Raw genomic sequence first — 24781 nt, 5'->3', positions numbered from 1 at the left:
CCCTACCAAAAACATGTCAAGTCATGTTAGGTTTAATCACAATAATTCCGCGTTTTTGCATCTCCAAAAGTGCAGTCAACACGCCGAACTTCACGTGGCTATAAGTAAGCCCGCCCTGCATATAGGCAATATACGGCTCACGAATCGGCGCATCGGCTGAAAGTTCCAGACTGCCCCCTTGAATGAACGTACCGGCAGCCATAATAACCGGATAATCATATCCGGGCATGTCCCACGGCTCAGGAACGACATGCGCATCAACAGCCGCAGCCCGCTGAATTCCTTGTACAAATGCAATCAGCGCATCCTCGCGGCCAAACCGGATAGCCTGAATCAAATCCGAGCGTTGGGCGTCCCAGGAGGGATTCGAATCGAAGCCCAAAAGCTCCAGCAAGGCAGCCGCGAACACTGCTCCACGCAGAGCTTGTCCAACGAGATGCGGAGCAAGAAACAAACCTTGGTAGGTTGCTCTTAATGTGCCAAGCATAGCCCCGACCTCTCCCCCGATGCCTGGTGCTGTCAGCCTGTAGGAAGCTTTCTCGACCAAATCCGCGCGTCCGCAAATGTAACCGCCAGTACTCGCAAGACCGCCGCCAGGGTTTTTGATCAGAGAGCCTGCCATTAAGTCCACACCTACCTGGGTAGGCTCCAACTCCTCCGTAAACTCTCCATAGCAGTTATCTACGAATATGATGCAATCCGGTTTTAGCTGTCTTATCCTTTTAACCATCTCGCCGATTTCTGCAACAGACAAGGAGCTGCGCCATGCATAGCCGCGCGAGCGCTGAATGCCAATTACCTTAGTCTTGCTGCTGATTGACCGTTCAACCTGGGCCCAGTCAATCCCCCGGTCCTCCAGCAAAGCTACTTCTGAATATGTAATGCCCCAGTCTTTTAACGAACCGTTGCCGTCTCCCTCGTTGCCAATTACCTTGTGCAGGGTATCATAAGGTCTCCCTGTAATGTACAGCAACTCATCTCCGGGTCTAAGCGCGCCAAACAACGCACAGCTGATCGTATGCGTTCCGGAAGCAAAATGGGGTCTTACAAGCGCTGCTTCAGCTCCAAATACCTCTGCATATACTTCATCAAGCACTTCACGTCCCCGATCATTATAACCGTAGCCGGTCGAGCCGGAAAAATGAAAATCACTGACCTTAAATTTTTGAAACGCTCTGATTACTTTCCAATGATTGCGCTCTGCTGTTCGGTCCAACTCCCGAAGCCGGGGCGCAGCAAGCGCCTCCGCATGCTCCGCCCACTGCTCCAGCAGCTCCCAGCCTGATCGTTCCTGATTATTCACGATGTATCTTTGATTCTCCTTACGTTTCCATATATTCGCGCAGCTTATAACCATGTACTTGAAAATCCTGTTTATTCAGCTCAATGGTCAGAAGCATCCTGTCCTCTTCAACCTGCTGCCCGGTTACCTCTCCGCAGCGGTAAGCAAGCGCAATCAGGTCTCCGCGGTCGACCGGCAGAGCAAAGGTCATCGTGTCACCAGACAGGCGAAGCTGAATCATGTTACTCAACTGGTCCAAATCATCCCGCGAAAACGCACTGATCCAAATCGAATCGACACCGGCCATAAATTCGTCTCTATTGGTTACAGCGTCCTTTTTGTTAAACACTGTAATTTGCGGCTTGTCTGCCGCTCCAAGATCACCGAGTATGCCCTGGACAACCTTCATTTGCTCATCACGCATCTCCGAGGAACTGTCTACAACGTGAAGAACGAGATCTGCCTCACAAACTTCCTCTAGTGTAGCGCGAAATGCCGCTACCAGATCATGAGGCAAATTTTGAATAAAACCAACGGTGTCCGTCAGTATAACCTCTTTGCCGCTTGGAAGCTCCAAGGTACGGGAAGTTGGGTCTAGTGTAGCAAAAAGCTGGTTCTCCACATAGACATCTGCAGCTGTGAGCTCGCGCAGCAGCGTTGATTTACCGGCGTTCGTATAACCTACAAGCGCAACCTGGGTAATACCCGTCTTGCGGCGGCGCTCCCGGTGCAACTGGCGATGCCGTACAACCTCTTGCAGCAGCGACTTCAAATCTGAAATGCGGTCACGAATATGTCTGCGGTCGGTCTCCAGCTTCGTTTCACCCGGCCCTCTAGTGCCGATTCCGCCCCCCAGTCGGGACAGATTTTTCCCGTGACCAGACAAGCGCGGCAGCAAGTAGCTGAGCTGCGCCAGTTCCACCTGGATAATCCCTTCACGCGTCTTGGCGCGCTGGGCGAAAATATCCAGAATAAGCTGTGTCCGGTCAATAATCTTCAAATCAAGCGTCTCCTCCAGGTTGCGCACTTGAGCGCCGGACAGTTCCTGGTCAAAGATGACAGTCGTTGCTCCAAGCTCTCCAGTTGCTGCCCGAAGCTCCTCGACCTTGCCTTTGCCGATAAACCATCTGGTATCCGGCGTTTCCAGATTCTGAGTTATAGTCGTCAGCACTTCGACGCCCGCCGTCTCGGCCAGATTGACCAGTTCCTGAAGGGAATGCTCTGTATTGATGCCGCTGCGTTTTACTGCTTGAGTAACAAGACTCACCAGCACCGCGCGATCGTGAAGCTCATAGTCGGTCTCATGGGTCGTTGGACGCATTGAAGTTCGTTGTCTCCTTAATTAGCTTTAGTTTCCCATTTCAAATCTTCGGGCCGCAGCGCCATAAGCTCCTGCTTTCCCGGTGAACTGGATGTATAGTGTCCAAGCAGCCGCACTGCCTGAAAGCGGATGGACCGCTCGATCACATTCCGCACGTAACGCGCGTTGCTGAACGCATAGATGCTTGCTCCCCGTTCCTGCATCAGATGCTCCCGCAGCTTGAACAGCGTCTGCGGCATCAGATTATATTCCCGTTCCTTGGCCATCAACTCAGCAATTTGTATAAGTTGATCCACCGAATAGTCGGGAAATTCAATCTGAATCGGAAATCTGGAAGGGAGCCCGGGGTTGGTCAGCAAAAAGTTTTCAATCTCAAGCGGATAGCCAGCCAATATTAATACAAATTGATTTTTGTGGTCCTCCATGGACTTCACAAGCGTATCAATCGCTTCCTTCCCAAAATCCTTTTCCCCGCCGCGAGCGAGACTATAGGCTTCATCAACAAACAAAACGCCACCGAGCGCTTTCTTGACCAGGTCACGCGTTTTCTGCGCCGTATGGCCAATATATTCGCCTACAAGGTCCGCACGCTCGACTTCAATCAGGTGACCCTTCGCGAGCACGCCCATCTTCTGAAACAGCTTGGCAACGATTCTGGCAATCGTCGTTTTGCCCGTCCCGGGATTGCCCTTGAAAATCATATGATAAACGTGCGAGCCCCCAGTCAGTCCTGCCTCCGCACGCAGTTTTGTTACTTGCAGCAGCGCATAAATTTCATACACCAGCGTCTTTACATTATCCAGCCCGACCATATGATCGAGCTCCTTCTGAATATCCTGGAAGGAGTCATTGGGAGCAGGAGCCTTGATCGCAGCCTGGGCAGGTTCAACTTCTTCCACTGCATGTAGCACGGCTGCTGCCTGAGAATGGCTGCGCAGCACAACATTAATTTGTCTCGACGGCCTGGTACCGTTCTTCTGTACGCTGCTGCTCACTGTATTCGGATTCATCAGAGCATCCCCATCCTTTGCAACGTCGGCATCCGGTCAGCGCACAAGGCTGCGAACCGGATCTATTTTTCACCGCATTACCAATGTATTCAGGCTTTGCCTGTCCTATTAGTACAATTGCAAAAGACACGGGACACTCCGGTTGACCTGCACAAGCAAGCAGCCAGCCGCTATAAAGGCGCAGAAAATCCCAGCCTCAGCAGCAGCTTGTCTATCTTCCACTTCGTCAAAGCAAGATACTCTCGGGAATGATTATACGTCTTGGAAAGCACAACTGAAGAAGCGCCAGATACAGCAAGCGGCCGGATGCCTACGAACTTCGCGATATCCTTGGCCCTTGCCGCATGATATTCGTGCGTCACTACAGTCGCGCTCTGCAAATGGTGTTGCTCCATTATCTGTTTGCTAAACAGCAAATTCTGGTAGGTCGTCTTTGAATCCGGCTCCAGCAGAATGACTGCTTCTGGAATGCCCTTGTCCAGCAAATAATTGCGCATGCCCTCAGCTTCGGAAAGAACCGACCTGTTCTGGTCAGGGCCTCCCGAAACAATAATCGTGCTGAACTTACCCTCTGCGTACAAGCGGGCTGCCATCTCCAGCCTCTCTCGGAGGGCGGGGGACGGCTTGTCATTCCATAAGGCGGCTCCGAGTACAATCCCGGTATCGGTCACCAGCTCCGGGGACACATCACGGAAGCAGCTAATTGAATACGCCATCCAGCCGCTCCATCCTGCTACAGCAGCGGTCAACACAATGAAAGCGCGCAGCAGCAACCTGAACGGGCGGCCGCGGCGCTTGCTCATGTCGGGCAAAACAGTAGCAGCAAGCACATTCCCCCGAGTATCCTTCATCATGATCCCTGATATCCGCCCATGCGGTCTGCAAGTGTTTTACGATGCTTCAAACTGAGGGTAAAATACCTGAAACGCCCGTTGCGTATAGCGGAAAGCAGCTTGCCTGCCGTCTTGCGCGCCATATTCGCATCCTTGTGCGACACGTCGCCGCTGCGAACCGCATCTTCAAGTTCATCCTCATCCATCAGAAAGACCTCTCCGCTTGGCAGCACCACAACATCAAGATACATATCATCGAACCAGGGAACCTGCTGATCGGTCATGCCTTGATTTTTGCATACATCAATATACCACTGCACAACACGGCCCTTGTCATCAAACATCGTCGTCACGACAAACTGTTCACCCTTCGGGAAATGCTGCATCCATAAATATCCTTTGTCAGCCAGACATAACCTGCGACCGTTATATTCTTTCCATAATGGCTCCCTCAAATCATGGATGCGGTAAAAGGTAACCAGACCTTTAAATTCATCGCCGTCCATAGACAGGCAAGAGTAACTTTTCCGGAGAATACGACGCCAATTCGCCCGGTCAGAAAATTTTCTTTTCATACGGAACGTACCCCTCCGTTAGGATACGACGGCCCCCTTAAATGTTGATACAGCCGTCGCCAGTCGATTGAAGCGTAGAAAGATAAGAATCTCCATTATAACTTCATTTTATACTTTCTTATCTATAAAAAAAGCTTACCACAACTTAACGTCCATCTCCAGCCAAACACCAAAATAAACCAAGCGTAAGCGGCTTTGCCGGCCTTTGACAGGCAAAAACTTCGTTTCGCGTTGAAATATAAGCCATTTATAAAAAGGCTCAAAACCAAAATTAGTGGTTGCCCTCTAGTAAGGAGGGAACGCTGCGTGGCAGAGGATTCTTCCGATCGCTGTTAAAGCCCGATTCCTGTATAGGATAGAGGCTAGCAGGGGGAATCGTTCTTTAAAGGCGACCACGTTCGTTTCTCCAGAATTCCTCTGCCCCTTTGCTGCTATCTCCTCGATGTCAACCACTAATTTTTAGGTTGAGCCTTATTTACAAAGGAAACTTTATAAATTCTTATATCTTCAAAAAAACTGCTGCCGTAGAGACGGCAGCAGCCATTAGCATATATCTTATTCCTGTGGCGGCACAATTGATGTACTCGAACTTTCATGAGGATTGCCTGCATCCGGTCTGTTGTTTCCCCGACCCGGCTTATTGCCTCTGGCATTGTTCTCTTGGCCGTTTCCGTTTCCGTTTCTGTTCCCGCTATTTCCGTTATCCAGCCAACCGGGGGCAGATTCCCCATCGTTGCCGTTAGGAGCTTCCCCTCCGGGGCTTCCCCCAGGAGTCTCGCCTTGGCCTCCCTCTGGATTGCCCGAGTCAGGCTGACCTGTGCCGTCTGGCGGCACTTGGCCATTCCCCCCGTCTTCAGGCTGACCATTTCCAGGCGCATTCGGATCGCCAGGGTTCAGTACATCATCTGGCAACTGAATTTCCTCAATCGGAATATCAACTTTCACTTTTGCAGAGCTTGCGCTCTCCAGCTTGGTATTCGCATCATAAGCCGTCACATAATACTCATATGACTTGCCTTGCTCAATGCTTATATCTTCGGCAGCAATCGCATCCACCTGATCAAGAATACGTTTGAAATCAGGTTCAGACGCTTCCTTCCTGTATATCCGGTAGGAGACATTACTGCCCTCTACTGCTGTCCAGGATAATTGGACATCGCCTCGCTCCTGAATATAAACGGCATTAAAACCGTTTACCCCCGTCGGTGGCTTCGTCTCCTTCACGCCTGACGGCTTCTTGAAGCTGCTCTTCGGCATATCTTTCATTGCCGCGTTCATTACCTTGGTAAAAAAGTCCACAGTCTGTCCGCTGCTCTTCTTGAGCAGATGATCCTTGTCGGTCTTGTCATAGCCCATCCATACAGCGGCTGTCCATTCCGGTGTATAGCCGACAAACCAGACATCTCGATTGGCTGCTGATTTCAGGCCGGGAATGCCATGCTGCGTTGTTCCCGTCTTGCCTGCCACCGGTCTGCCGCTCACCTTCGCCCGGGCCCCTGTCCCGCCTTGCTCGGTGACACCCTGCAAGATCTGCGTCATGTACCAAGCGGCTTCCGGCGACATCAGCTGCTTGCTTTTCGGAGCCTTATATTCATATTCCGTTAGGCCGTTTTTATCCTTGATAAGCGTAATGGTATGCAAGTCAACCGATTTCCCTCCATTGGCAAACACGCTATAGGCTTGCGTCATTTCCATTGGGGTAACGCCGTGCGTCAAGCCTCCCAGCGCAATGGCCAGGTTGCGGTCTTCCGAACTGAGATTAAAGCCCAGGTTTTTGGCAAACTCCAATCCTGTGCCGACCCCAATCTGATTAAGAAGCCATACGGCAGGCAAATTGCGGGATTCCTTAATAGCCTGGCTCATGCTTACCGGACCGATATATTTGTTCCGATTCGAGTCGCTTGGGCAATATCCGTTGAAACATTCCTTATCATCCCGCAATGTCGACCACGGGAACCAGTTTCCTGACTGCAACGCCGGGCCGTAAGAAGTGATCGGTTTGAAGGAAGAGCCAGGCTGTCGAGGCACAACGACCCTGTTCCAGCCATTCTTCGCATAGTCACGACCGCCAACCATAGCCTCTATCTCGCCATTCCGGTGATCGGCCACGATCATCGCTCCCTGGACCTTCTGCTCGTCACCGCTCTTTTCAAAGTTGTCGTCATTTTTAAATTCATCTTCCATAATGGTCTGCGCTTTGACATTCAACGTCGTATGAATTTCGTAACCGCCAAGACGCAGTTCTTCCTCTGTCTTATTCGTCACGCGCATTGCCTCGTCTATTGCATAATCAACAAAGGCCATAAAGACGGTATTATTCGGACGCTTCGCTTTGTCCGGGTCATAATCAACTGCCTTGGCTTCGTCCATCTGCGATTTCGTGATCAGCCCTTGCTCGTACATGAGCTGGAGTACGACGGCACGACGCTCCTTGGACTTCTCCGGGTTGCTGAGCGGATTGAACGCGCTTGGCGCTTTTGGAATTCCGGCCAGCGTAGCAATCTCCCATACTTCCAGATCGTTAAGGTCTTCCTTGCCAAAATACAGCTCAGCCGCCGCCTTGATGCCGCTCGCGCGCTGGCCGAAGAAGATTCGGTTCAAATACATTTCCAAAATCTGATCCTTGGTGAAATTGCGGTCAAGCGCAAGTGCGATTGAAGCCTCGGTTGCTTTCCTCAAAATCGTTTTGTCATGACTCAAAAACATATTTTTAGCGAGCTGCTGCGTAATCGTACTTCCGCCTTCTACCGCACTGCGGGCCACAATATCTTTGACGACAGCCCGACCGATTGATATAAAGTCAAGGCCGGAGTGCTCACGAAAACGTCTGTCCTCGACAGCTACAAAAGCATCGGCCAGCAGCTTGGGAATTTGTGAATATTCTACATTCTCCCGATTTTCATCCGTGAACAATTTCAAAATCTGATTGCCATCCCGGTCGTAAACAACGGAAGACTCTGCAAAATTGAACTGGTCTTTATTTGCGTTCAAAATCTTCTCGCCATTTAAGGTGATAATGAAATATCCGATAATTCCGCACAGGACTACCAGAGCCCCTGTAAAAAATAATACGATCAGCGTATTGCGGAGCGTAAACTTACGTTTCCCTTTTTTCTTCGTCGTTTTTTTCTGTGGTGCCGTGCGCCCTGATGATTGACGTTCTGCCATGAGCCGACTCCCTTCTCCTTGGCGCCCTTGAGGGCGCCTATCTCTATTGCTGACAGTATAAACTAAAAATCTCCTTCGCATTCGAAAGGCGGAATGAAAAGAACAACCTCTCGGCCCCAGGAGAACCCGGCAAGAAGCCGGTATATTCGACTGGCGCAAAACGGTTGCTCTGCAGTCCGTTATTCTTTTAAACGCATGATACTATGAAAAAGTTTCAAAATATGACTGATAAACGCTGCTACTCACTGCTGGAATCTTGCATTAACGACACGTTGCGCTGCGGGGTAAAGGTAGAGATGGCATGCTTGTATACCATCTGCTGACGGCCTTCACTGTCGATAACGATCGTAAAATTATCAAATGCTTTGATAACGCCGCGAATCTGGAAACCGTTCGTCAAATAGACGGTTACCGGAACACTATCTTTACGCAGCTGATTAAGAAATGTATCTTGAATGTTGATCGATTTGTTCATTGGCCGTTACCTCCATTATGGTAAGATTGAATACATGTATATTCGAGCTAGTCTCTAAACTTTCCTGCTATTATACCATGAATAATTGACAGGGCGTCATTAAAATTTTGTAACTTGTCCAGCTCTACCCAGTTGAGATCCTGCATGTGTCTGAACCAGGAAAGCTGCCGCTTGGCAAAATGCCGGGTGTCCCTTTTAAGCAGATAAACCGCCTGCTCAAGCGAGCATTCCCCGCGCAAATAAGGGACGATTTCCTTGTATCCGAGCCCCTGCATGGCAACGGCCTTATCGGATACGCTGGACTCCAGAAGCTGTTCAACCTCCGCCACAAGTCCCTGCTCCATCATCAGATCGATGCGTTGCTCCACCCGTTCATACAATCGGTCACGTTCCATGTTAAGCCCGATAATGCACAGATTGTAAGGCGATGTCTTCTTCTGGCCGCGAAGCTGCTCCGACATGGGAGCGCCTGTCAGCCTGAACACCTCCAACGCCCGAATTACCCGCCTGACGTCATTCGGATGCAGCCGTCCGGCCGTCTCCGGGTCAACAAGCCTAAGCTGTTCATGTAATGCTTCATTGCCCTGCTCTACTGCGTGCTGCTGCAACTCATCACGGTAGGCATCATCCGAACCAACCTCGGAGAACTGAAAGTCATAGCAAACCGATTCTACGTAAAGACCAGTTCCGCCTACAATAAAGGGAAGCTTGCCGCGTGCAGTTATCTCCTGAATCAGGCTGCGGCAACGCGTCTGAAATTCCGCTGCGGAGAACGGCTCGTCCGGCTCATAGATATCAATTAAATGATGTACGATTCCCTCCCGGTCTTCAAGCGGAAGCTTGGCGGTTCCAATATCCATCCCTTTGTACACCTGCATGGAGTCTCCGGATATAATCTCGGCATTCCATGCTTTGGCAATTTCCAGACTGAAAGCCGTCTTGCCGACCGCTGTCGGTCCGACGAGCACCAGCAGCCTTGGTTTGTCTGCTTGCTGCTCTCTGGTCAAATCTTGATCACTCCATAAGCAATTTTTGATGTGTTGACAGACCGCTTCTCAAAACCGAGACGGTCGAATTCTCCGCTTCCCCTGTGCTCCTTGATCACTACTGCCTTGCGCGCAACCCTTCTGGCCTCGGCTACCGAGGCTGGCGACAGCGGACTATGATTGGCGAGCTGCCGGAGCGGCGCAAGCGAGTTGGAGGCATGGATAGGCTGCCGAAACATCGGATCAAAATATACGATATCATAGCTATCGTCGTCAAGCGAGCTAAGCAATGTCTCATGATTCTGACAGACAACCTCAATGTTTCGCATAGCCTCGTTGGCGTCAGTCATCCCGGTATCATACCTTAGCAGACCCTCCCTGACAAGTGCCGCTAGTACCGGTTCGCTCTCCAGCGCAGTCACTCTGCCCTGCGGCCCGACCGCATAGGAAAATACGAATGAATCAGAGGCAAGTCCTGCCGTACAATCCAGTACTTCATCGCCTTCCACGCACCCGGATACCTCCAGCATCAAGTCGGTTTCCCCTCTCAGCAGCCGCTTGACCCGGACAAAGGCCATGCTCGGATGAAAAAACAACGGCGGTTCCTGACCGTCGTAATAACGGACGTCGTGACCGGATACGACCAGAATCTGCTCGTCTTTATGCCTGGTCCCCAGCCGCTTCAGTGAATGGCTTCCCCTCTCAGCATAACGGGCGCCCAGCTCATCCGCCAACCGCTGAGCGTCATGTATGATTGCCGTATCGGGGGATGAAGAGGTCGTTACAATCATTACATCACCCGCTTAAACATTTTTTCCAATTGATAGGTCGAAAGATGCACCACAATCGGCCTTCCATGCGGACACGTATAAGGCTGCTTGCATGCCGCAAGCCGCTGAATCAGCGTCTCCCCTTCCTCACGGGACAAGCGCTGGTTGGCCTTAATCGAGGCTTTGCAGGAACAGAGGATTGCCGCCTTCTCACGGAGCTTCCCGATATCCACCGCTTTTTTCTCGGTCAATATCCAATCTGCAATTTCTTCAATCACGTCCAGTTCTTCCCCTTTGGGCATCCATTGCGGATGGGAACGGACAAGGAAGGCATTCTGACCGAAGGCTTCCACTTCCACGCCGGCCTGCTCGAACAGATCGATCCGTTCCCGCAGCAACTCCGCCTCGACGGACGTAAATTCCAGCGTATGGGGAACCAGCAATTGCTGGCTGGCCTCCTGCGGCCTGCCAAACTTCTCATAGTAATACTCATAATGAATTCGTTCATGGGCAGCATGTTGGTCAATCAGGTACATCCCCGATTCGTTCTGTCCGATGAGATAAGTACCGTGGAGCTGCCCTACCCAGGACAGTTCAGGGAAGGCCCCCGCGTTGGCATTGCCTGCCGTTCTGCCGCTCTCTTCGTCGCGCTTCCAGCCGTTCTGCTGTCCATTTGACGCCTCTTCCTGCGTACCGGGTACAGCAGTTGCACTAGATCGGCCAGCTTCCGGCGCCCAGGAGGGCTGTCCGAATGAGGCCTGCTGGCCGGGGATAGCACGTGGAGAAACATCATGCTCCCCCGTCTCCCGCAGAAAATCACCTGCCGACAGCCGTTCCGAAGGCTTGTACAGCTTCCGAGCAGCATCAGGCGGTATTACGGGAGCCTGCTCTGCTGTTCCATGCGAAAAATCGCCTCTCTGGGAAGGTCCTCCAGCAGAGCTTCGCTGCAAGTCCCCCCACTGATCTTTCGGCTCCGGCCGATGAAAAGAAATCTGCTCCTGCACAAAAACAGGCTTGGAGCGCTCACTGCTGACCGCCGCTTCCGGGATATGCGCCTGCTCCCCCAGCGCCTTGCGGATGGACTGCTGGACAAATTCCTTCAACTCCGTCTCTTTGCTGAAACGAACCTCCATTTTGGACGGATGGACGTTTACGTCGACGAGCGACGGGTGCATGCCGATTTCAATCACAGCCATCGGGTAGCGATTAATCGGCAGCAATGTATGATACGCCTGAAGAATCGCCTGATTCAACGCAAAGCTGCGGATGTACCTGCCATTGACAATCGTGGTCATCCCGTTGCGGTTGGCTCGTGTCTGCTCCGGCTTGGAAATGTAGCCGCGCAAATCATAATCGGGATGCTCGCCCTCCACCGGCAGCATAGCTTTGGCCAGCGTCGTGCCGTACACTGCGGCGATCACCTGCTGGCGCTCCCCGTTGCCTAGCGTTCGGAGCAGGCTCGTGCCATTGTGTTTGAGCGTAAAGGCGATACCGGGATGAGCCATCGACAGCCGGTAGATATAATCAGAGATATGCCCTAGCTCCGTCTGAATGGATTTCATATATTTCAACCTTGCAGGCGTATTGTAGAACAAATCTCTCACAGTCATTTCCATGCCCTGACGGGCAGCCGCCGCTTCACGGCTTATCACTTTGCCGCCCTCCATGACAAGGCGGGTACCAAGCCCGCTGTCATCAACAGCCGTGACGCATTCCACGCGAGCGACAGCCGCGATGCTTGGCAGCGCCTCGCCGCGAAAGCCCAGACTGGCGATCCGGAACAAATCCTTGCTGCTCAACAGCTTGCTTGTCGCATGGCGCAAGAAGGCGGTCTCCAGATCTTCTTCCTCAATACCGGAGCCGTTATCCCTCACCTGTATGAACGTTAATCCGCCCTCCTCTATCGCCACATCAATAGCTGAACTGCCCGCATCGATTGCATTCTCCACAAGCTCTTTGACAACCGAAGAAGGCCGTTCCACGACCTCCCCTGCGGCAATCTGGTTCGCGAGCTGTTCGTCCAGCACATGTATTTTAGCCATATTACGATGCGCCTCCTTTGCTGCGGGATTATTCGGCCATTTTTTGCTTCATATCGCTAATCCACTGCATCGCTTGCAGCGGGGTCATATTGAATAAGTCCAGCTTTTTCAAATCTTCGGCGAGCTTATCGGACCTGGACGGCTTCCTGGGCTTTTCCTGGGAATTCTCGGCAGCAGGTGCAGGTGCAAACAGGGACAACTGGACCACCTCGCTTGTTGCCGCAGCTTCGAGGTTATAGAGCGGTAACAATCGATCATCCCGCACCTCGTTTACCGCCCCATGGCCACGACTAGCCCGTTCTACGGATGAAACTTCTTGAGAAGCTGCTCCAGCTACAGGCCGGGTCTTCGACAACAAGCCTTCGCTGCTCTGCAGCAGAAGATAGGCACGGTCTATGATGCTGCCCGGCAAGCCTGCAAGCTGCGCGCAATAAATGCCATAGCTAGTACTCGCTGCTCCCGGTACGAGCTTGCGAAGGAAGGTTACACGGTCTCCGCTTTCCTGTACAGCCATGCAGGCGTTGGAAAGTCCCGGAAGCGATTCCTCCAGATGGGCCAGCTCATGGAAATGCGTGGATACCAGCGCCTTGCAGCCGATATGATGATGTACAAATTCAATCACGGCCTGTGCGATAGCCATCCCTTCTCCCGTCGAGGTGCCGCGTCCCAGTTCATCAATAATAACCAGGCTTTGCGCGGTCGCCTGCTCGGTCATCACCTGAATATCCTTCATCTCAACCATGAAGGTGCTTTGTCCGCCGATCAGGTCATCCGCTGCCCCGATTCGTGTAAAAATCCGATCAATCAGCGGCATTGCAGCAGCATCTGCCGGGACAAAACAACCGATCTGGGCCATGATGCAGATTAAAGCAACCTGGCGCATATACGTACTCTTGCCCGCCATGTTCGGTCCGGTAATGAGCAGCATGGACTGCTGCTGCTTCAGCGAAGTGCTGTTGGCAATAAACGTCGTACCGCCCATTACGGCCTCTACAACCGGATGGCGGCCGCCTTCAATGTTCAAATCGTAGCTGTCGTTAACTTGCGGACGGACGAAGCGCTGCTCGGCGCTGACCGTAGCCAGCGATTGGTACACATCGATGGCCGCAACAATTTCCGCAAGCTTTTGCAGCCGGTGCAGATGCGAGGATAAATGCTCGCGAAGCTCGGCAAACCGCTCGTATTCGAGGTCCACCATCTTCTCTTCCGCTTCGAGAATAAGCCGCTCCTTCTCCTTCAGCTCCGGAGTCACAAAACGCTCGGCATTGGCAAGCGTCTGCTTGCGCTCGTAACGGCCTTCCGGAAGTTGCGACAGATTGGCCTTTGTGACCTCCAGGTAATAACCGAACACTTTGTTGTAGCCGATCTTCAGCGTCCGGATACCTGTAGCTTCACGCTCTTGCTTCTCCAGCTCCGCAAGCCATTTTTTGCCGCCTGTGCTAGCTTCACGAAGCCGGTCGAGATATTCATCATAGCCGGGGCGAATAAGCCCGCCTTCGCGGAGCGATACCGGCGGGTCTTCCACCAGTACGGTTCCCACCATTTCCGCCAGATCGGAGCAGTCGTCAAGACCCGTTACAAGCTGCGCCAAAGTGCCTGACGAGGATGCGGCGCAGCGCTGAGCAAGGGACGGCACATGCTGAAGCGATTGCTTGAGCGCATTCAGATCACGGGCGTTGGCGCTGCCGAATGCTACCCGCCCTACAAGACGCTCCAGGTCATAGATTTCCTTCAGCTCTGTACGCAGATCATCCCGCAGCATCAGATCGTTATACAACCTGTCCACTGCTTCCAGCCGCGCCTCGATGCTGCTTGCACTGAGCAGCGGCTTGTCAATCCAGCGGCGCAGCAGCCTTGCGCCCATCGCCGTCTCGGTGCGGTCCAGCAGCCATAGCAGCGAACCCTTCTTGCGCCGTTCATGGACAGTCTCCGTCAGCTCCAGATTGCGCCGGGTAAACGGATCAAGCACCATATACTGGTTCGGCTCATAAGCTCGAATGACCCGCATATGACCAAGTGAGCGCTTCTGCGTCTCATCCAGATAGCCGGTCAGTACACTGACGGCCTTTACCCTCACTTCCGCAAGCGATGCAAGCTGCTCCCTGCCAAACTGCCGTTCCAGCCCCTCCTGAGCCATCGGCTCGCGCGGAGTCATCAGCAGCGGGCGATTCCAGCTTTGGAACTGCTCCTTCACCGCCTCCAGCAGTTCAGCATCCCCAACCATCTCCGACGGATGATAGACATTCACCTCATCGCTCAACATTTGGAGCGAAGCGGGGAAAGAAGTGACGTACAGTTCACCCGTAGACAAATCGCATACAGCGAGCGCATAGGCGCTGCCGATTTGCGCGATCCCGGCGATGAAGTTGTTCGCTTTGCCCTCCAGCGATTTCGTCTCCATCACTGTACCCGGTGTGACGACGCGGACGATCTCCCTGCGGACGACTCCCTTGGCCACTGACGGGTCCTCAACCTGTTCGCAAATGGCCACCTTGTAGCCCTTCTCAATAAGCCTAGATATGTATCCTTCTGCCGAATGAAACGGGACGCCGCACATCGGGATTTTCTCCGCAGCGCCTCCATCACGGCCGGTTAATGTAATTTCCAGCACCCGGGAAGCGAGCACCGCATCGTCAAAAAACAATTCATAAAAATCGCCTAGTCGGAAAAATAAAAAGGCGTCCTTCGCCTGTTCCTTGATGGCGAGATATTGCTGTATCATCGGCGTGTAGCCGGCCATAATATCACCCTGCCTGATCGTATCATCTATTCCCTCAAATCTATGGATACTTCATTATATCAGATAACCGCAGCCTGAGGGAATGACAGAGCAGACAGGAGAGGGAAGGCAGAGCTGCTTCGTGTCGGTCGTGTCGGTCCCCTTGAACAAGCCGCGTCTTTTTGACCCGGCCAATATATCTGCTGACGGCCTGATCTACCGGAGCGGGATGCGCCACTTGACCCGGATGTCCCGGGATTCATCCCACTCCTCTCCCCTGCGGATTGCACGAAGCAGCGGCTCCATCCATTCCGCAAGCGACGGATAGCTGGCGGTCTGCGCGATCCGCTCAAAGAAAGGCTCCATCCCCTCGGCAAGCATTTTCCTGTCTCCACTGTAATAGGCGTGCACCAGTTCCTCTCTGGCGGCGGGCAATGAATCGGTAGCGCAGCCCAGCGTCCGATATTCCAGGGCGGCGAGCAACGCGAACGCAAAGACCGCCTTTGCGGCGGCGGGCGAGATGAGCCAACTGGGCGGCGTCCGGTACTCGAAGCCGCCGTGCGGCTGAAGGCGATAGTCGCCCAGCCATCCATAGCGGGGGCGGCGGGCCCGCGAGCCTGCGCTCTCCACCAGCGCCAGCGGGAAGGCGACGCAGCTGTCCAGCGCGCGCAGCAGCAGGCTCGTCAGCGGCACCCCGCTGAGATGGATATGCCCGCCCAGCGCCAGACCAGGCACGGGCATCCCTCCCGCAAGCCAGCGCAGCCCTTTGCCGCTGATGCGGGCAGCAGCCTGATGCAGCAAATGCTGCAAGCTTGCTGCGAGGGCGGCGGGAGTCGTCTCCGGGGCCGGACGCAGCTCGGCTACCGGATAGTGCAGACGCCGGCCGACCGGCACGGCGTCGCAACCGATGCGGCCGTGCGGGTCCAGGTACCGCGCGGCAGAGACGATTCGTCCGTCCTCGCGCAGCAGGACGAATTCAGGGTCCGCTCCGATCAGGAGCGGACCCTGTGCCGCGGCAGCCTCTTCGGCCGCGGCACACGCGGCGGCGAAGCGTTCAGCCGCCGCCAGCCACAGGCCGCCGCGGGCATCCGGCGGCGGCACGATGACGGAAGAGACAGCCGTTCTTCCGTCATCGTTCAGCGCGACTACGACCTCGCCCAGGTCGAGACCGAGCGCATAAAGCGCGCGTACCGCCGTGCGGGCTACGCGGCGGTATAGCGGGTCTTCCGGCCCAAGCCCGGCCGGAGCGGCTGCTGCCCCAGCAATGCTTCCAAGGCTGCCGCTGCCAGCCATGGCAGACGCTGAAGGAGACAATCCTGCCATATCCCGCAGCGACCGGGCAGGCAAGTGTACTCTTTCCAGCTCCAACACCTCCAAATGGAACACAGCAACGCGAAAAAATCGATAAACGCTCTCTCCGCTATCTGGCCTCCCTGCACCATTTCCGATGTTGTCCAGCCATCTCACGCCCGCCTTGCCCAGACGCATCTGCAGCCCGGTTTTTGTCATGACGGACAGCCGACACACGCCCTCATTAAGCAGCCAGATATGTCCCGGCAAGCTCCCTGGCTTGTGCGGGTCCGGCAGAGAAGGACATTTTCCTGCATGCTCACGAAGATTTCCATAATATACTAATTCTTCCTTATTCCGCTTCAATTCCCCTGCCTGAACCTCATACTCCGGCCAATAAATAATAGCCCGCTGGTTCGCAACTGCATATCTTTCCACTCTTTCCCTCGAATCGCCGAATACTCCCGCTCCAGTCCGGTTTGCCGCCTGCGCAGCCGACTCTCGCAAATGTGAGGCCGCAACCGACGCGGACGGAGACGTAAACCTTGACTGATGCTCCGCCACCCGGTGCAGTTGATTCAAGGTGCTGCCATTCCATATCCATACTCCGCCCATATGCGTCACCCTCCGAAAGTTCTTCCATTTCTTACGCACCAAATTCTTGCGTGCCCAATCTAAAAAGCTTCCTTTTCAGCTCAATAATTGAGGTTGAATCGGAAGCTGAATGTCCGCGGCTTGCTCTCGACAGCACCGCGGCGGTTTACCTATACTAGAGGTTGTAAACCTGATTATTTTTAAAAAAAAGAGGGCTATCGCCCTCGACCGTCTAAACGGTACTGCATACTATGAATAGAAACTACAAGCAAGACATCCGCTCTTACAGCTCGTCGTCCAGAAGGTCAGGGTCCAAGTCCTCGAAATCCCCGTCGTCTGCAAGCCCATACTCGAAATCCTTACCGTCCAGGTCGTCGCTGCCGCCAGGAAGGACAGCAACAAACACCTTGGTTTCGGCAATCATTTCCACGACGAATTCCCGTTCAACGCGGATAATGACCGAAGTTCCGTTGGATGAGATGGTAGCTTCGATACAGTTCGGCTCCTGTGTCGATTCGGCTGCCACCTCCTCCGTCGAAGCTCTGTGTTTCGGATCAAGGTAAGAGAGCGGAACGCTTTCTACATAAGATACGGTTTCTTTTGCTACGTCGGTTTGAGAGTTTCTGTCGTAAGAGTACCATACGTTGATATCATAAGTACCGATAACTTCAATTCCGTCTCCAGCCTTTACCGCTTCATATTGGTGGTTGATAATCCATGCACCTAATATGCTAGTCGGATGATGAGGCGGCGTTACGGTATGCGTTACCGTAGAAAACTTACGACCTTTACCGCAGACAGCTTTGGTTATGATCTCTCTGGTTTGAAGCTGTTTATCTGCAATTGTCATTGAATTAACCTCCTCCATACAATCATTCAATTAAAGTGTATGCAGGGCATAGGCAAATGTTGATTAAACTTGGGCCAAAGAAATATTAACTGCTTATAAATTTATGCCGCATATCCAGTCTCAAGACTTCCAAACCAAATCTTTCATGAAGAAAATTGCCAGTTTCAGGCCAATTGCATGTTCCATTGGAGTGCTAACTTCCTGCCTGAAGCGTAGACGGCTGTGCCTGCCTTCTCTTCTTCCACCTTCTAGCGATTGAAAGAAAACGTTCCAGCTCCCGGCATAGCTGAAGCAGCGCAGAGCGTATCTCAAATTCCTCCCGCGACACAGGAAGCGGCATGCCCCGGAATATCTCCTCCAGCTCTTCAAGCTCCTGTTCAGCATGGCCCTCATAAACATCCGACATGACTTCCTCAGACAAAGAGTCGAACACTTCCGCCAGCAGTTCGCCCTGCGGCAGCTTCTCATAGACCAGCGCTAGCAGCGGGAGCATCTGCTGGATCGATTCGAGCTGCTCTCTGCGCATTTCATAATAGGTGCGCCAATATTTTTCATAGCCCCAAATCCGGTTCTCCTGGTAACTTCCGACCTTTTGCAGCCCTTGTTCAATCGCATCATGCGCCTCCAGAAGCTGCCCGCCGTTCCACAGATGGGCCGGGTTGCGCAAGGTGTTTCCCATCTCTGTGAAAATCCTGTTGAACAATTGCTCGGTCAGACTGCGGCAGCTCTTCAGAGCCTTATCCTCCCTTGGCATATAGAGCAGATTCACGATAAGCGCCCAGCCAAGGCCCGTAATAAGCAGCATAAATTCATTGCCGATCAGCTGCCAGCTCACCTCCTGACGGTCGAACATATGGAAGACGATGACCGAACTGGCCACAATTCCGTCCTTGAGGTTAAAGCGGGACAGTATCGGGAATGCAATGAGAACAAAGATAGATAGCGCCCAAATTTCAAAGCCGAACAGTAAAAAAACAAGTGAAGCAAAAAACAATCCCACCATAGAGGCCACCAGACGGACAAAAGCAATTCGAATGCCTCTCATCCGGGTGACCTCTACAGCAAGGATTGCAATCAGACCCGCCGACAAGGCCGGAGTAAGCTCAAGATACAACGCTGTATAGATAGCAGCAAGTGCGGCCAATGCTGTCTTAATGACTCGTATCCCCATATCATTGTTCCTCGCAAGTATTTTTAACCTAATCCTAACGCTCTCTCCAACCCCTAGTCAACCTCTCCTCCAGCAATGCAACCAGTTGGTACATGATCGCCGCGACGATGGCAATGACGACAAGACTTGAAAGAACAAGCGTAAAATTAAATACCTGGAAGCCATAAATGATCAAATACCCGAGACCTGATTTGGCTGTCAAAAACTCACCTACGATAACCCCAACCCAGGCCAGCCCTACATTCACCTTCAATGTCGAGATAATAACGGGGAACGACGCAGGCAATATCACAAGGCGGAACACCTGGCTGCGCGAGCCGCCAAACAGCCGCACCACCTTGACATAATTGGTGTCAATATCACGGAACCGATTATAAATCGCAAGTGTCGTAATAATGACCGTTACCGAGAGTGTAATGGCAACGATCGACAAAAAGCCAGGACCAAGCGCAACGATAAATATCGGGCCAAGCGCGACCTTCGGCATACTATTGAGCACCACAAGATAAGGATCCAGCACCCGGGATAAAAAAGGATACCACCACAGCAGCGCTGCCAGCGCCGCGCCAAGCAGTGTACCTAGCACAAAACCTGCAGCGGTCTCCATAACCGTGACCGCAATGTGGGGCGGCAGCGTACCATCAAGCATCGTTGTATAGAGCTGATCCCATAGCTTGCTTGGATAGCTGAACAACAGCACATCAATCCAGCCCAGCCTTCCGGCCAGCTCCCACAATCCAACAAAGGCAACTAGTATGAGTACCCGAACCGATATGACGGCTGCCGTCCGTTTTTTCCGGCCAGTGAGGTAATTCTCATGCAGCCGTTTGAGCATGCTGTTCATGGGCTATCGGCCTCCTCCCCCTCCTCGGCTTCCAGCTCCGACCAGATGGAATCAAAAAGATCCTGAAAGCCGGCGCTGCGCCTTGCTGCGGTTGGAGGCAGCTCCCGGATATCCGGGGGAATATCGAATATTTGCCGGATACGGCCGGGGCGGCTGCCAAGCAGGATCACGCGGTCGCTCATCGCCGCAGCTTCCGCCAGATCATGTGTGACGAGGACCGCTGTCTTGCCCAGACGGGTAAGTGTAAGCTGAACCAAATCCTCAAGCTGCAGCTTGATATGCATATCCAGTGCAGAGAACGGCTCATCCAGCAGCAGCACCTCCGGAGAGGCCATAAGCGTGCGCACGAGCGCCACCCGCTGGCGCATCCCCCCTGACAGCTCATGCGGATAGCGGTCTGCAACCCCATCCAGCCCCATATCCGCAAGCAGTTGCTCCATCCGTTCACCGGCATTGTCAGTAAGCTGTTTACTAACTTCCAGCCCCAGCAGTGCATTTTCCCGAATGGTCCGCCAAGGAAACAAATAGTCTTGCTGCAGCATATAGCCAACCTTCGTCGACGGACCCTTTACCTGCTTCCCATGAAACAACATCTCGCCCTCAGTCGGCAGCAACAGACCGGCCAGCAGACTGAGCAGAGTCGTTTTACCGCAGCCGCTTGGGCCAACCAGACTGATGAATTCCCCAGGCTGAACCTTCAGATCGACAGACTCTATCGCCAGCGAGGCTTCCTTCTCGCTTACATAAACATGAGAGACATGTTTTAATTCCAGTACCGGTCTCATTCGCTTTCCTCCTTGCTCTCCTGCTGACCCGTCTGTGTGCTGGTATTAACGGAGGACGCTGATAAAGCTTGCTTTCGTTCAATTTAATTATTTCAATACCTGCTCCGCAAAGGAATTATCCACAAGCTTGCTGTGTTCCACTCGCTCTTTCAATTCGCCTGCAGCCTCCATCACATCGAGCAGATTGTTCCACTCCGACTCGTCGATGATCGGATCGGATGCATAAGAGCCCTGGCTTTTATAGCGATTGACAACCGTAACGACAATATCCATATCCGCATCCTCAAAATACGGTTTAATCACCTTCGCGATTTCTTCTGCGCTATGTTGCTCCACCCAAATTTGTGCCCGGTGAACCGCCTTGACAAACGATTCCGCCGCCGTCTTGTTTTTCTTCAGGAAGCTTTGTTTGGACATATATACCGTATACGGAAGATGACCGCTCTCAGCGCCAAAGGAGGCAATAACGTGGCCGCGCCCTTCTTTTTCAAAAATCGACGCCTGCGGTTCAAAAAGCTGTACGTAATCACCTGTACCGGAAGCAAAGGCAGCCGGAATATTGGCAAAATCCACGTTTTGAATCAGTTTCAAATCCGTTTTGGGGTCGATGCCCTTCTTCTTCAATGTGAATTCGCCTGCCATCTGCGGCATGCCGCCTTTGCGCTGGCCGAGGAAATTCGACCCTTTAAGGTCATTCCAGTCGAAGCCGTTGACCGCCTCCCGCGACACCAGGAACGTTCCGTCGGTTTGTGTGAGCTGTGCAAAATTAATAACCGGGTCCTTTGCCCCCTGCTGCGCTACATAAATGGATGTTTCTGAACCGACAAGTCCAATGTCAATATTGCCGGACAATAGCGCCGTCATCGTCTTGTCCCCGCCAAAGGTCGAAACCAAATCAACCTCAAGACCCTCATCCTCAAAGAAACCCTTGCTCAGTGCAACGTACTGGGGCGCGTAAAATATCGAACGTGTAACCTCGCCTACCGTCAGCTTGGTTTTGCCGCCGCCCGCATCCTTCCCGCATCCGCCCAGCACAGCGCCTGCCAGAAGCAGCAGCACAAGCAGCGCAGCCGTACTCTTTCGACGCATAGCTCATCCCTCCAATAAAGTCTGTCAGTGATTCAGCCTATGCCGCTTATGCCTGATCGGTGCCATTTTTCGGATGGAGCTTGGATCAAAAAAAACCGTACATTCATCATGGATGAACATACGGTTTGGGCATAATTTTTTACAGCCTATAAATATCCTTATACTTCGTTTCCAGGTATTGAACCAAATGAGCCGGATCAAGCGGCTTGCCGGTTACGCGCTGTACGATTTCCGACGGTGTCTCCAATTTGCCGTACTGATAAATTTTGTCGCTCAGCCATGTCTTGATTGGCAGCAAATCCCCCTTGCCTACCAGTTCCCACAAGTTCGGCAATTCGCGCTCCAGCGTCTCCGTGAACTGGGCGGCGTACATGTTGCCTAGCGAGTAAGACGGGAAGTAGCCGAACGCTCCGCCGGACCAGTGGACATCCTGCAGCACGCCTTCACGGTTGTTCGGCGGCACGATGCCAAGGTATTCCTTATATTTCTCATTCCAGATTTCCGGAAGCTCGCTAGCCTTGACGCCATTGTTGAAAATCGCTTTCTCAATTTCGTAACGGATAATAATATGCAGGTTGTAAGTCAACTCGTCCGCTTCAATCCGGATCAGGGAAGGCTGCACGACGTTAATGCCGCGATAGAATTGCTCCACCGGCACATCAAGCTGGCCCGGGAAGCGTTTCTGCAGTTCTCCGAAGTACCGCTCCCAGAATGGACGGCTGCGGCCGATGACATTTTCCCAAAAGCGGGACTGGGATTCATGAATCCCCATAGAGGTCCCATCGCACAGCGTAGTGCCGACCAACTCCTGCCTGATGTTCTGCTCATACAACGCGTGCCCGCCCTCATGGATCGTTCCGAACAGGGCGCTGGTCACATCATCCTCCAGGTAACGGGTTGTAATGCGCACATCCCCTGGGCTCAATCCGGTTGCAAACGGGTGAACGCTCTCATCCAGACGTCCGGCCTCAAAGTCATAACCCATCTGCTTCAGTATGTACAAGCTGAAATCTTTCTGTGCCGCCTGGCTGTAGTTCTGACGCAGGAACGCCGTTTCCGGCTGATGGCTGGAAGCGGCAATCGCGGAAGCCAGTGGAACCAGCTTGCTCCGCAGCCCCCCGAACACTTCATCCAACTCGGCTGTCGTCAATCCCGGTTCATAATCATCAAGCAGGGTATCGTAGCGTGTGCCGTTAACGCCGCGCAAATCGATGAACTGATTCGTCAGGTCAATGATTTTTTCCAGATAGGGCTGAAAGCTGGCGTAATCGTCGTTCTCCTTGGCTTCCTCCCAGTAGCTCTCTGCCTTGGAAGTGAGAATAACGTATTCCTCATTCAGTTTGGGAGGAATTTTTTTGCTTTTATCATATTCTTTCTTGCTCTCGGAGACGAGTCTGCGGTTGATTTCATCCAGCGAGCCCAACGTCTCCTGTTCCCCGAGACGAGCCAACAAATCGCCCATTTCATCGGAAGTCGTCAGTCTGAATGCCTCGGAGGACAATACGCCGATGGCCTCCGAACGGCTGGCCACGCCCTTGCGCGGCGCGCCCGTGCGCAAATCCCAATATAGTACGCTTAGCGCCTCATGATAGCTCTTGATGGTTTTGTTTAATTCGCGAAATCTCTCCAATGCTTTTTCGGTATTCGTCGCCACAACTCATCCCGCCTTTCTTTTTCAGTACTACCTCTTGATCATACTTTTTACCGCACGTATAATCAAATTTATTCGAACCCTGAAGGAGTCCTTTGGATGAAAATTGTATTTACCGAAGCTGCGCAAGCCAAGCTACTGCCCTTGCTTGAGCCGGAACATGCCAAATTAAAGCTGCTTTACGATACGGAAGGCTGCGGCTGCGTTGTTAGCGGCGTTCCTGCACTGCAACTGGTGGAAGGCCCCGGCCCTTATGACCGTCCAGGTGAAGGCCAGCCCATTCCCTTCCTCTTCGAGCAACGCCATGAAGTTTTTTTCGAGTCGGAGCTCAAGGTTGATTATTCCGCAGAGAAAGGGCAATTCTCTTTAAAGAGCGACCAGCAAATCTATACGAACCACCTTCGCCTGATCCGGCAACAAAATTAATCGGCTCAAAACCAAAATTAGTGGTTGACATCGAGGAGAGAGCAGCGAAGGGGCAGAGGAATTCTGGAGAAACGATAGTGCTCGCATTTAAAGCCCGATTCCCCCTGCTAACCTCCATGAAATCAAGGAATCGGGCTTTAACAGCGATCGGAAGAATCCTCTGCCACAGCGTTCCCTCCTTACTAGAGGGCAACCACTAATTTTTTGGTTGAGCTGATTAATCAGAGAACAATATATTCCTCACCCTGCTCGCTGATTAGCTGTCTGCTTCCGACTTTTGCCTTTCCCCCGCCAGTTCTGAAGCCCGGCGCTGCTCGTAGGCCTCCGCTCTCGCGGCAATCACACTGCTCCGGTCGCGGAGCGTATGCCTGTGTACGAGCTGGCCGTCGCAGCGGCTGGGCTTGCACCAGCCATATCCCGCAAGAGTCGTCCGTTCCCGACATTCCCGCTCCAGCTTAAGATCGCGGAACGGCAAATCCATGTCCCTGAATGGCGGCGGCTCTCCCGCTGCCGACAGTTCCTGCAATTTGCCTCTGACCATATCTGCGACAGCCTGCCCGCTCAGTCCAAGCTGCTCCAGCAATTGCGGGTTAAGACGCCGCTCTGCCTGCCGAAACAACTTCTCCGCACCCTTCACATTTCCTCTGCGATGATGATACTGACCCACCGCTATCTGAATCAGACCTACCCACGTATCCGCATACGGATCAGATGTCCCCTGCTCCTTCCAATGTTCCTCCAGAAGCTCGTGGCATTCAAAATAATCCCGCGTTCCATGAAACTCCACCAAATAATCGATATAGGGCTTAGCATACCTCATACGAGTATTTACCTCTTTTATCTATCATTTTGATCTACACTCCCGTATAGAAATTTTTTTGAGTATTCAAGCGTAAACGA

The 24781-nt window shown here is 52.9% G+C and carries 20 protein-coding genes; 1 reads left to right on the top strand and 19 read right to left on the bottom strand.

The genetic code is table 11. The features are described 5' to 3' along the window. Nucleotides 1-16 precede the first annotated feature (16 nt). The 18 genes from JFN88_RS20745 to JFN88_RS20660 form a co-directional block, all read right to left on the bottom strand. A complete protein-coding gene (locus JFN88_RS20745; protein ID WP_332908514.1) occupies nt 17-1303 on the bottom strand; it encodes a methionine gamma-lyase family protein in 1287 nt (428 codons plus the stop codon). Between the two features lie 19 nt (nt 1304-1322). Further along, on the bottom strand, nt 1323-2603 hold the full coding sequence (hflX, locus tag JFN88_RS20740) for a GTPase HflX (protein WP_199021170.1): 1281 nt from the start codon (nt 2601-2603) through the stop codon (nt 1323-1325). A 17-nt stretch (nt 2604-2620) separates the two neighbouring features. After that, nucleotides 2621-3613: an AAA family ATPase gene (locus JFN88_RS20735; RefSeq protein ID WP_199021169.1), complete on the bottom strand. Its 993-nt coding sequence runs from the start codon at nt 3611-3613 to the stop codon at nt 2621-2623. Between the two features lie 170 nt (nt 3614-3783). Further along, the gene (locus tag JFN88_RS20730) at nt 3784-4467 is read right to left on the bottom strand and encodes a YdcF family protein (RefSeq protein WP_199021168.1); all 684 of its coding nucleotides are present in this window, start codon (nt 4465-4467) and stop codon (nt 3784-3786) included. Next, complete coding sequence (locus JFN88_RS20725) at nt 4464-5021, bottom strand: ribonuclease FAU-1 family protein (protein ID WP_199021167.1); 558 nt, start codon at nt 5019-5021, stop codon at nt 4464-4466. The genes JFN88_RS20730 and JFN88_RS20725 overlap by 4 nt, the downstream gene beginning before the upstream one ends. A 555-nt stretch (nt 5022-5576) precedes the next feature. After that, nucleotides 5577-8189, bottom strand: coding sequence for a PBP1A family penicillin-binding protein (locus JFN88_RS20720; RefSeq protein WP_233168094.1), 2613 nt, complete (start codon nt 8187-8189; stop codon nt 5577-5579). 238 nt (nt 8190-8427) lie between these two features. Next, nucleotides 8428-8664 (bottom strand): RNA chaperone Hfq, encoded by a 237-nt coding sequence (hfq, locus tag JFN88_RS20715; RefSeq protein ID WP_199021165.1) that lies wholly within the window; start codon nt 8662-8664, stop codon nt 8428-8430. A gap of 47 nt (nt 8665-8711) precedes the next feature. Continuing rightward, nucleotides 8712-9671: a tRNA (adenosine(37)-N6)-dimethylallyltransferase MiaA gene (gene miaA / locus JFN88_RS20710; RefSeq protein ID WP_199021164.1), complete on the bottom strand. Its 960-nt coding sequence runs from the start codon at nt 9669-9671 to the stop codon at nt 8712-8714. Beyond that, nucleotides 9668-10441 carry a class I SAM-dependent methyltransferase gene (locus JFN88_RS20705; protein WP_199021163.1) on the bottom strand — a complete coding sequence of 258 codons (774 nt, stop codon included), beginning with the start codon at nt 10439-10441 and terminating at the stop codon, nt 9668-9670. Before JFN88_RS20705 ends, miaA begins: the two co-directional genes overlap by 4 nt. Next, the gene (mutL, locus tag JFN88_RS20700; RefSeq protein WP_199021162.1) at nt 10441-12462 is read right to left on the bottom strand and encodes a DNA mismatch repair endonuclease MutL; all 2022 of its coding nucleotides are present in this window, start codon (nt 12460-12462) and stop codon (nt 10441-10443) included. The genes JFN88_RS20705 and mutL overlap by 1 nt, the downstream gene beginning before the upstream one ends. A gap of 28 nt (nt 12463-12490) precedes the next feature. Then, nucleotides 12491-15202: a DNA mismatch repair protein MutS gene (gene mutS / locus JFN88_RS20695; protein WP_199021161.1), complete on the bottom strand. Its 2712-nt coding sequence runs from the start codon at nt 15200-15202 to the stop codon at nt 12491-12493. 195 nt (nt 15203-15397) lie between these two features. Further along, nucleotides 15398-17086, bottom strand: a complete 1689-nt coding sequence (locus JFN88_RS20690) for a putative amidoligase domain-containing protein (RefSeq protein ID WP_199021160.1) — start codon at nt 17084-17086, stop codon at nt 15398-15400. Between the two features lie 262 nt (nt 17087-17348). Then, the gene (locus JFN88_RS20685) at nt 17349-17915 is read right to left on the bottom strand and encodes an outer spore coat protein CotE (protein WP_199021159.1); all 567 of its coding nucleotides are present in this window, start codon (nt 17913-17915) and stop codon (nt 17349-17351) included. Nucleotides 17916-18108: 193 nt separating this feature from the next. Next, nucleotides 18109-19086: an aromatic acid exporter family protein gene (locus tag JFN88_RS20680; RefSeq protein ID WP_199021158.1), complete on the bottom strand. Its 978-nt coding sequence runs from the start codon at nt 19084-19086 to the stop codon at nt 18109-18111. Nucleotides 19087-19120: 34 nt separating this feature from the next. Then, complete coding sequence (locus JFN88_RS20675) at nt 19121-19930, bottom strand: ABC transporter permease (RefSeq protein ID WP_199021157.1); 810 nt, start codon at nt 19928-19930, stop codon at nt 19121-19123. Next, entirely contained in the window at nt 19927-20715 is a 789-nt protein-coding gene (locus JFN88_RS20670; RefSeq protein ID WP_199021156.1) for an ABC transporter ATP-binding protein, read from the bottom strand. Before JFN88_RS20670 ends, JFN88_RS20675 begins: the two co-directional genes overlap by 4 nt. A gap of 87 nt (nt 20716-20802) precedes the next feature. Then, on the bottom strand, nt 20803-21804 hold the full coding sequence (locus JFN88_RS20665) for an ABC transporter substrate-binding protein (RefSeq protein WP_199021155.1): 1002 nt from the start codon (nt 21802-21804) through the stop codon (nt 20803-20805). A gap of 139 nt (nt 21805-21943) precedes the next feature. After that, nucleotides 21944-23458, bottom strand: coding sequence for a carboxypeptidase M32 (locus JFN88_RS20660; RefSeq protein WP_199021154.1), 1515 nt, complete (start codon nt 23456-23458; stop codon nt 21944-21946). Between the two features lie 96 nt (nt 23459-23554). On the opposite strand from JFN88_RS20660, the gene JFN88_RS20655 reads away from it, so the two are divergent. Next, nucleotides 23555-23881, top strand: a complete 327-nt coding sequence (locus tag JFN88_RS20655) for an iron-sulfur cluster biosynthesis family protein (protein WP_199021153.1) — start codon at nt 23555-23557, stop codon at nt 23879-23881. A 256-nt stretch (nt 23882-24137) separates the two neighbouring features. Here the strand turns inward: JFN88_RS20655 and JFN88_RS20650 are convergent, their stop codons facing one another. Then, the gene (locus tag JFN88_RS20650; protein WP_199021152.1) at nt 24138-24701 is read right to left on the bottom strand and encodes a DUF309 domain-containing protein; all 564 of its coding nucleotides are present in this window, start codon (nt 24699-24701) and stop codon (nt 24138-24140) included. Nucleotides 24702-24781: the final 80 nt, after the last annotated feature.

Source organism: Paenibacillus roseus (genome assembly GCF_016424485.1).
Taxonomy (GTDB): Bacteria; Bacillota; Bacilli; order Paenibacillales; family Paenibacillaceae; genus Paenibacillus_D; species Paenibacillus_D roseus.
The sequence above is the reverse complement of the archived record's forward strand: the minus strand, read 5'-3'. Positions and strand labels throughout refer to the sequence as shown.

Bases quoted from the DNA above. Each gene is read 5' to 3' on its own strand.
- JFN88_RS20730 (WP_199021168.1), bottom strand. From the start codon at position 4,467: ATGATGAAGGATACTCGGGGGAATGTGCTTGCTGCTACTGTTTTGCCC.
- JFN88_RS20680 (WP_199021158.1), bottom strand. From the start codon at position 19,086: ATGGGGATACGAGTCATTAAGACAGCATTGGCCGCACTTGCTGCTATC.
- JFN88_RS20675 (WP_199021157.1), bottom strand. From the start codon at position 19,930: ATGAACAGCATGCTCAAACGGCTGCATGAGAATTACCTCACTGGCCGG.
- JFN88_RS20735 (WP_199021169.1), bottom strand. From the start codon at position 3,613: ATGAATCCGAATACAGTGAGCAGCAGCGTACAGAAGAACGGTACCAGG.
- JFN88_RS20655 (WP_199021153.1), top strand. From the start codon at position 23,555: ATGAAAATTGTATTTACCGAAGCTGCGCAAGCCAAGCTACTGCCCTTG.
- JFN88_RS20705 (WP_199021163.1), bottom strand. From the start codon at position 10,441: ATGATTGTAACGACCTCTTCATCCCCCGATACGGCAATCATACATGAC.
- hfq (WP_199021165.1), bottom strand. From the start codon at position 8,664: ATGAACAAATCGATCAACATTCAAGATACATTTCTTAATCAGCTGCGT.
- JFN88_RS20685 (WP_199021159.1), bottom strand. From the start codon at position 17,915: ATGACAATTGCAGATAAACAGCTTCAAACCAGAGAGATCATAACCAAA.
- mutS (WP_199021161.1), bottom strand. From the start codon at position 15,202: ATGGCCGGCTACACGCCGATGATACAGCAATATCTCGCCATCAAGGAA.
- JFN88_RS20650 (WP_199021152.1), bottom strand. From the start codon at position 24,701: ATGAGGTATGCTAAGCCCTATATCGATTATTTGGTGGAGTTTCATGGA.
- JFN88_RS20725 (WP_199021167.1), bottom strand. From the start codon at position 5,021: ATGAAAAGAAAATTTTCTGACCGGGCGAATTGGCGTCGTATTCTCCGG.
- JFN88_RS20665 (WP_199021155.1), bottom strand. From the start codon at position 21,804: ATGCGTCGAAAGAGTACGGCTGCGCTGCTTGTGCTGCTGCTTCTGGCA.
- hflX (WP_199021170.1), bottom strand. From the start codon at position 2,603: ATGCGTCCAACGACCCATGAGACCGACTATGAGCTTCACGATCGCGCG.
- JFN88_RS20670 (WP_199021156.1), bottom strand. From the start codon at position 20,715: ATGAGACCGGTACTGGAATTAAAACATGTCTCTCATGTTTATGTAAGC.
- mutL (WP_199021162.1), bottom strand. From the start codon at position 12,462: ATGGCTAAAATACATGTGCTGGACGAACAGCTCGCGAACCAGATTGCC.
- JFN88_RS20720 (WP_233168094.1), bottom strand. From the start codon at position 8,189: ATGGCAGAACGTCAATCATCAGGGCGCACGGCACCACAGAAAAAAACG.
- JFN88_RS20690 (WP_199021160.1), bottom strand. From the start codon at position 17,086: ATGGGCGGAGTATGGATATGGAATGGCAGCACCTTGAATCAACTGCAC.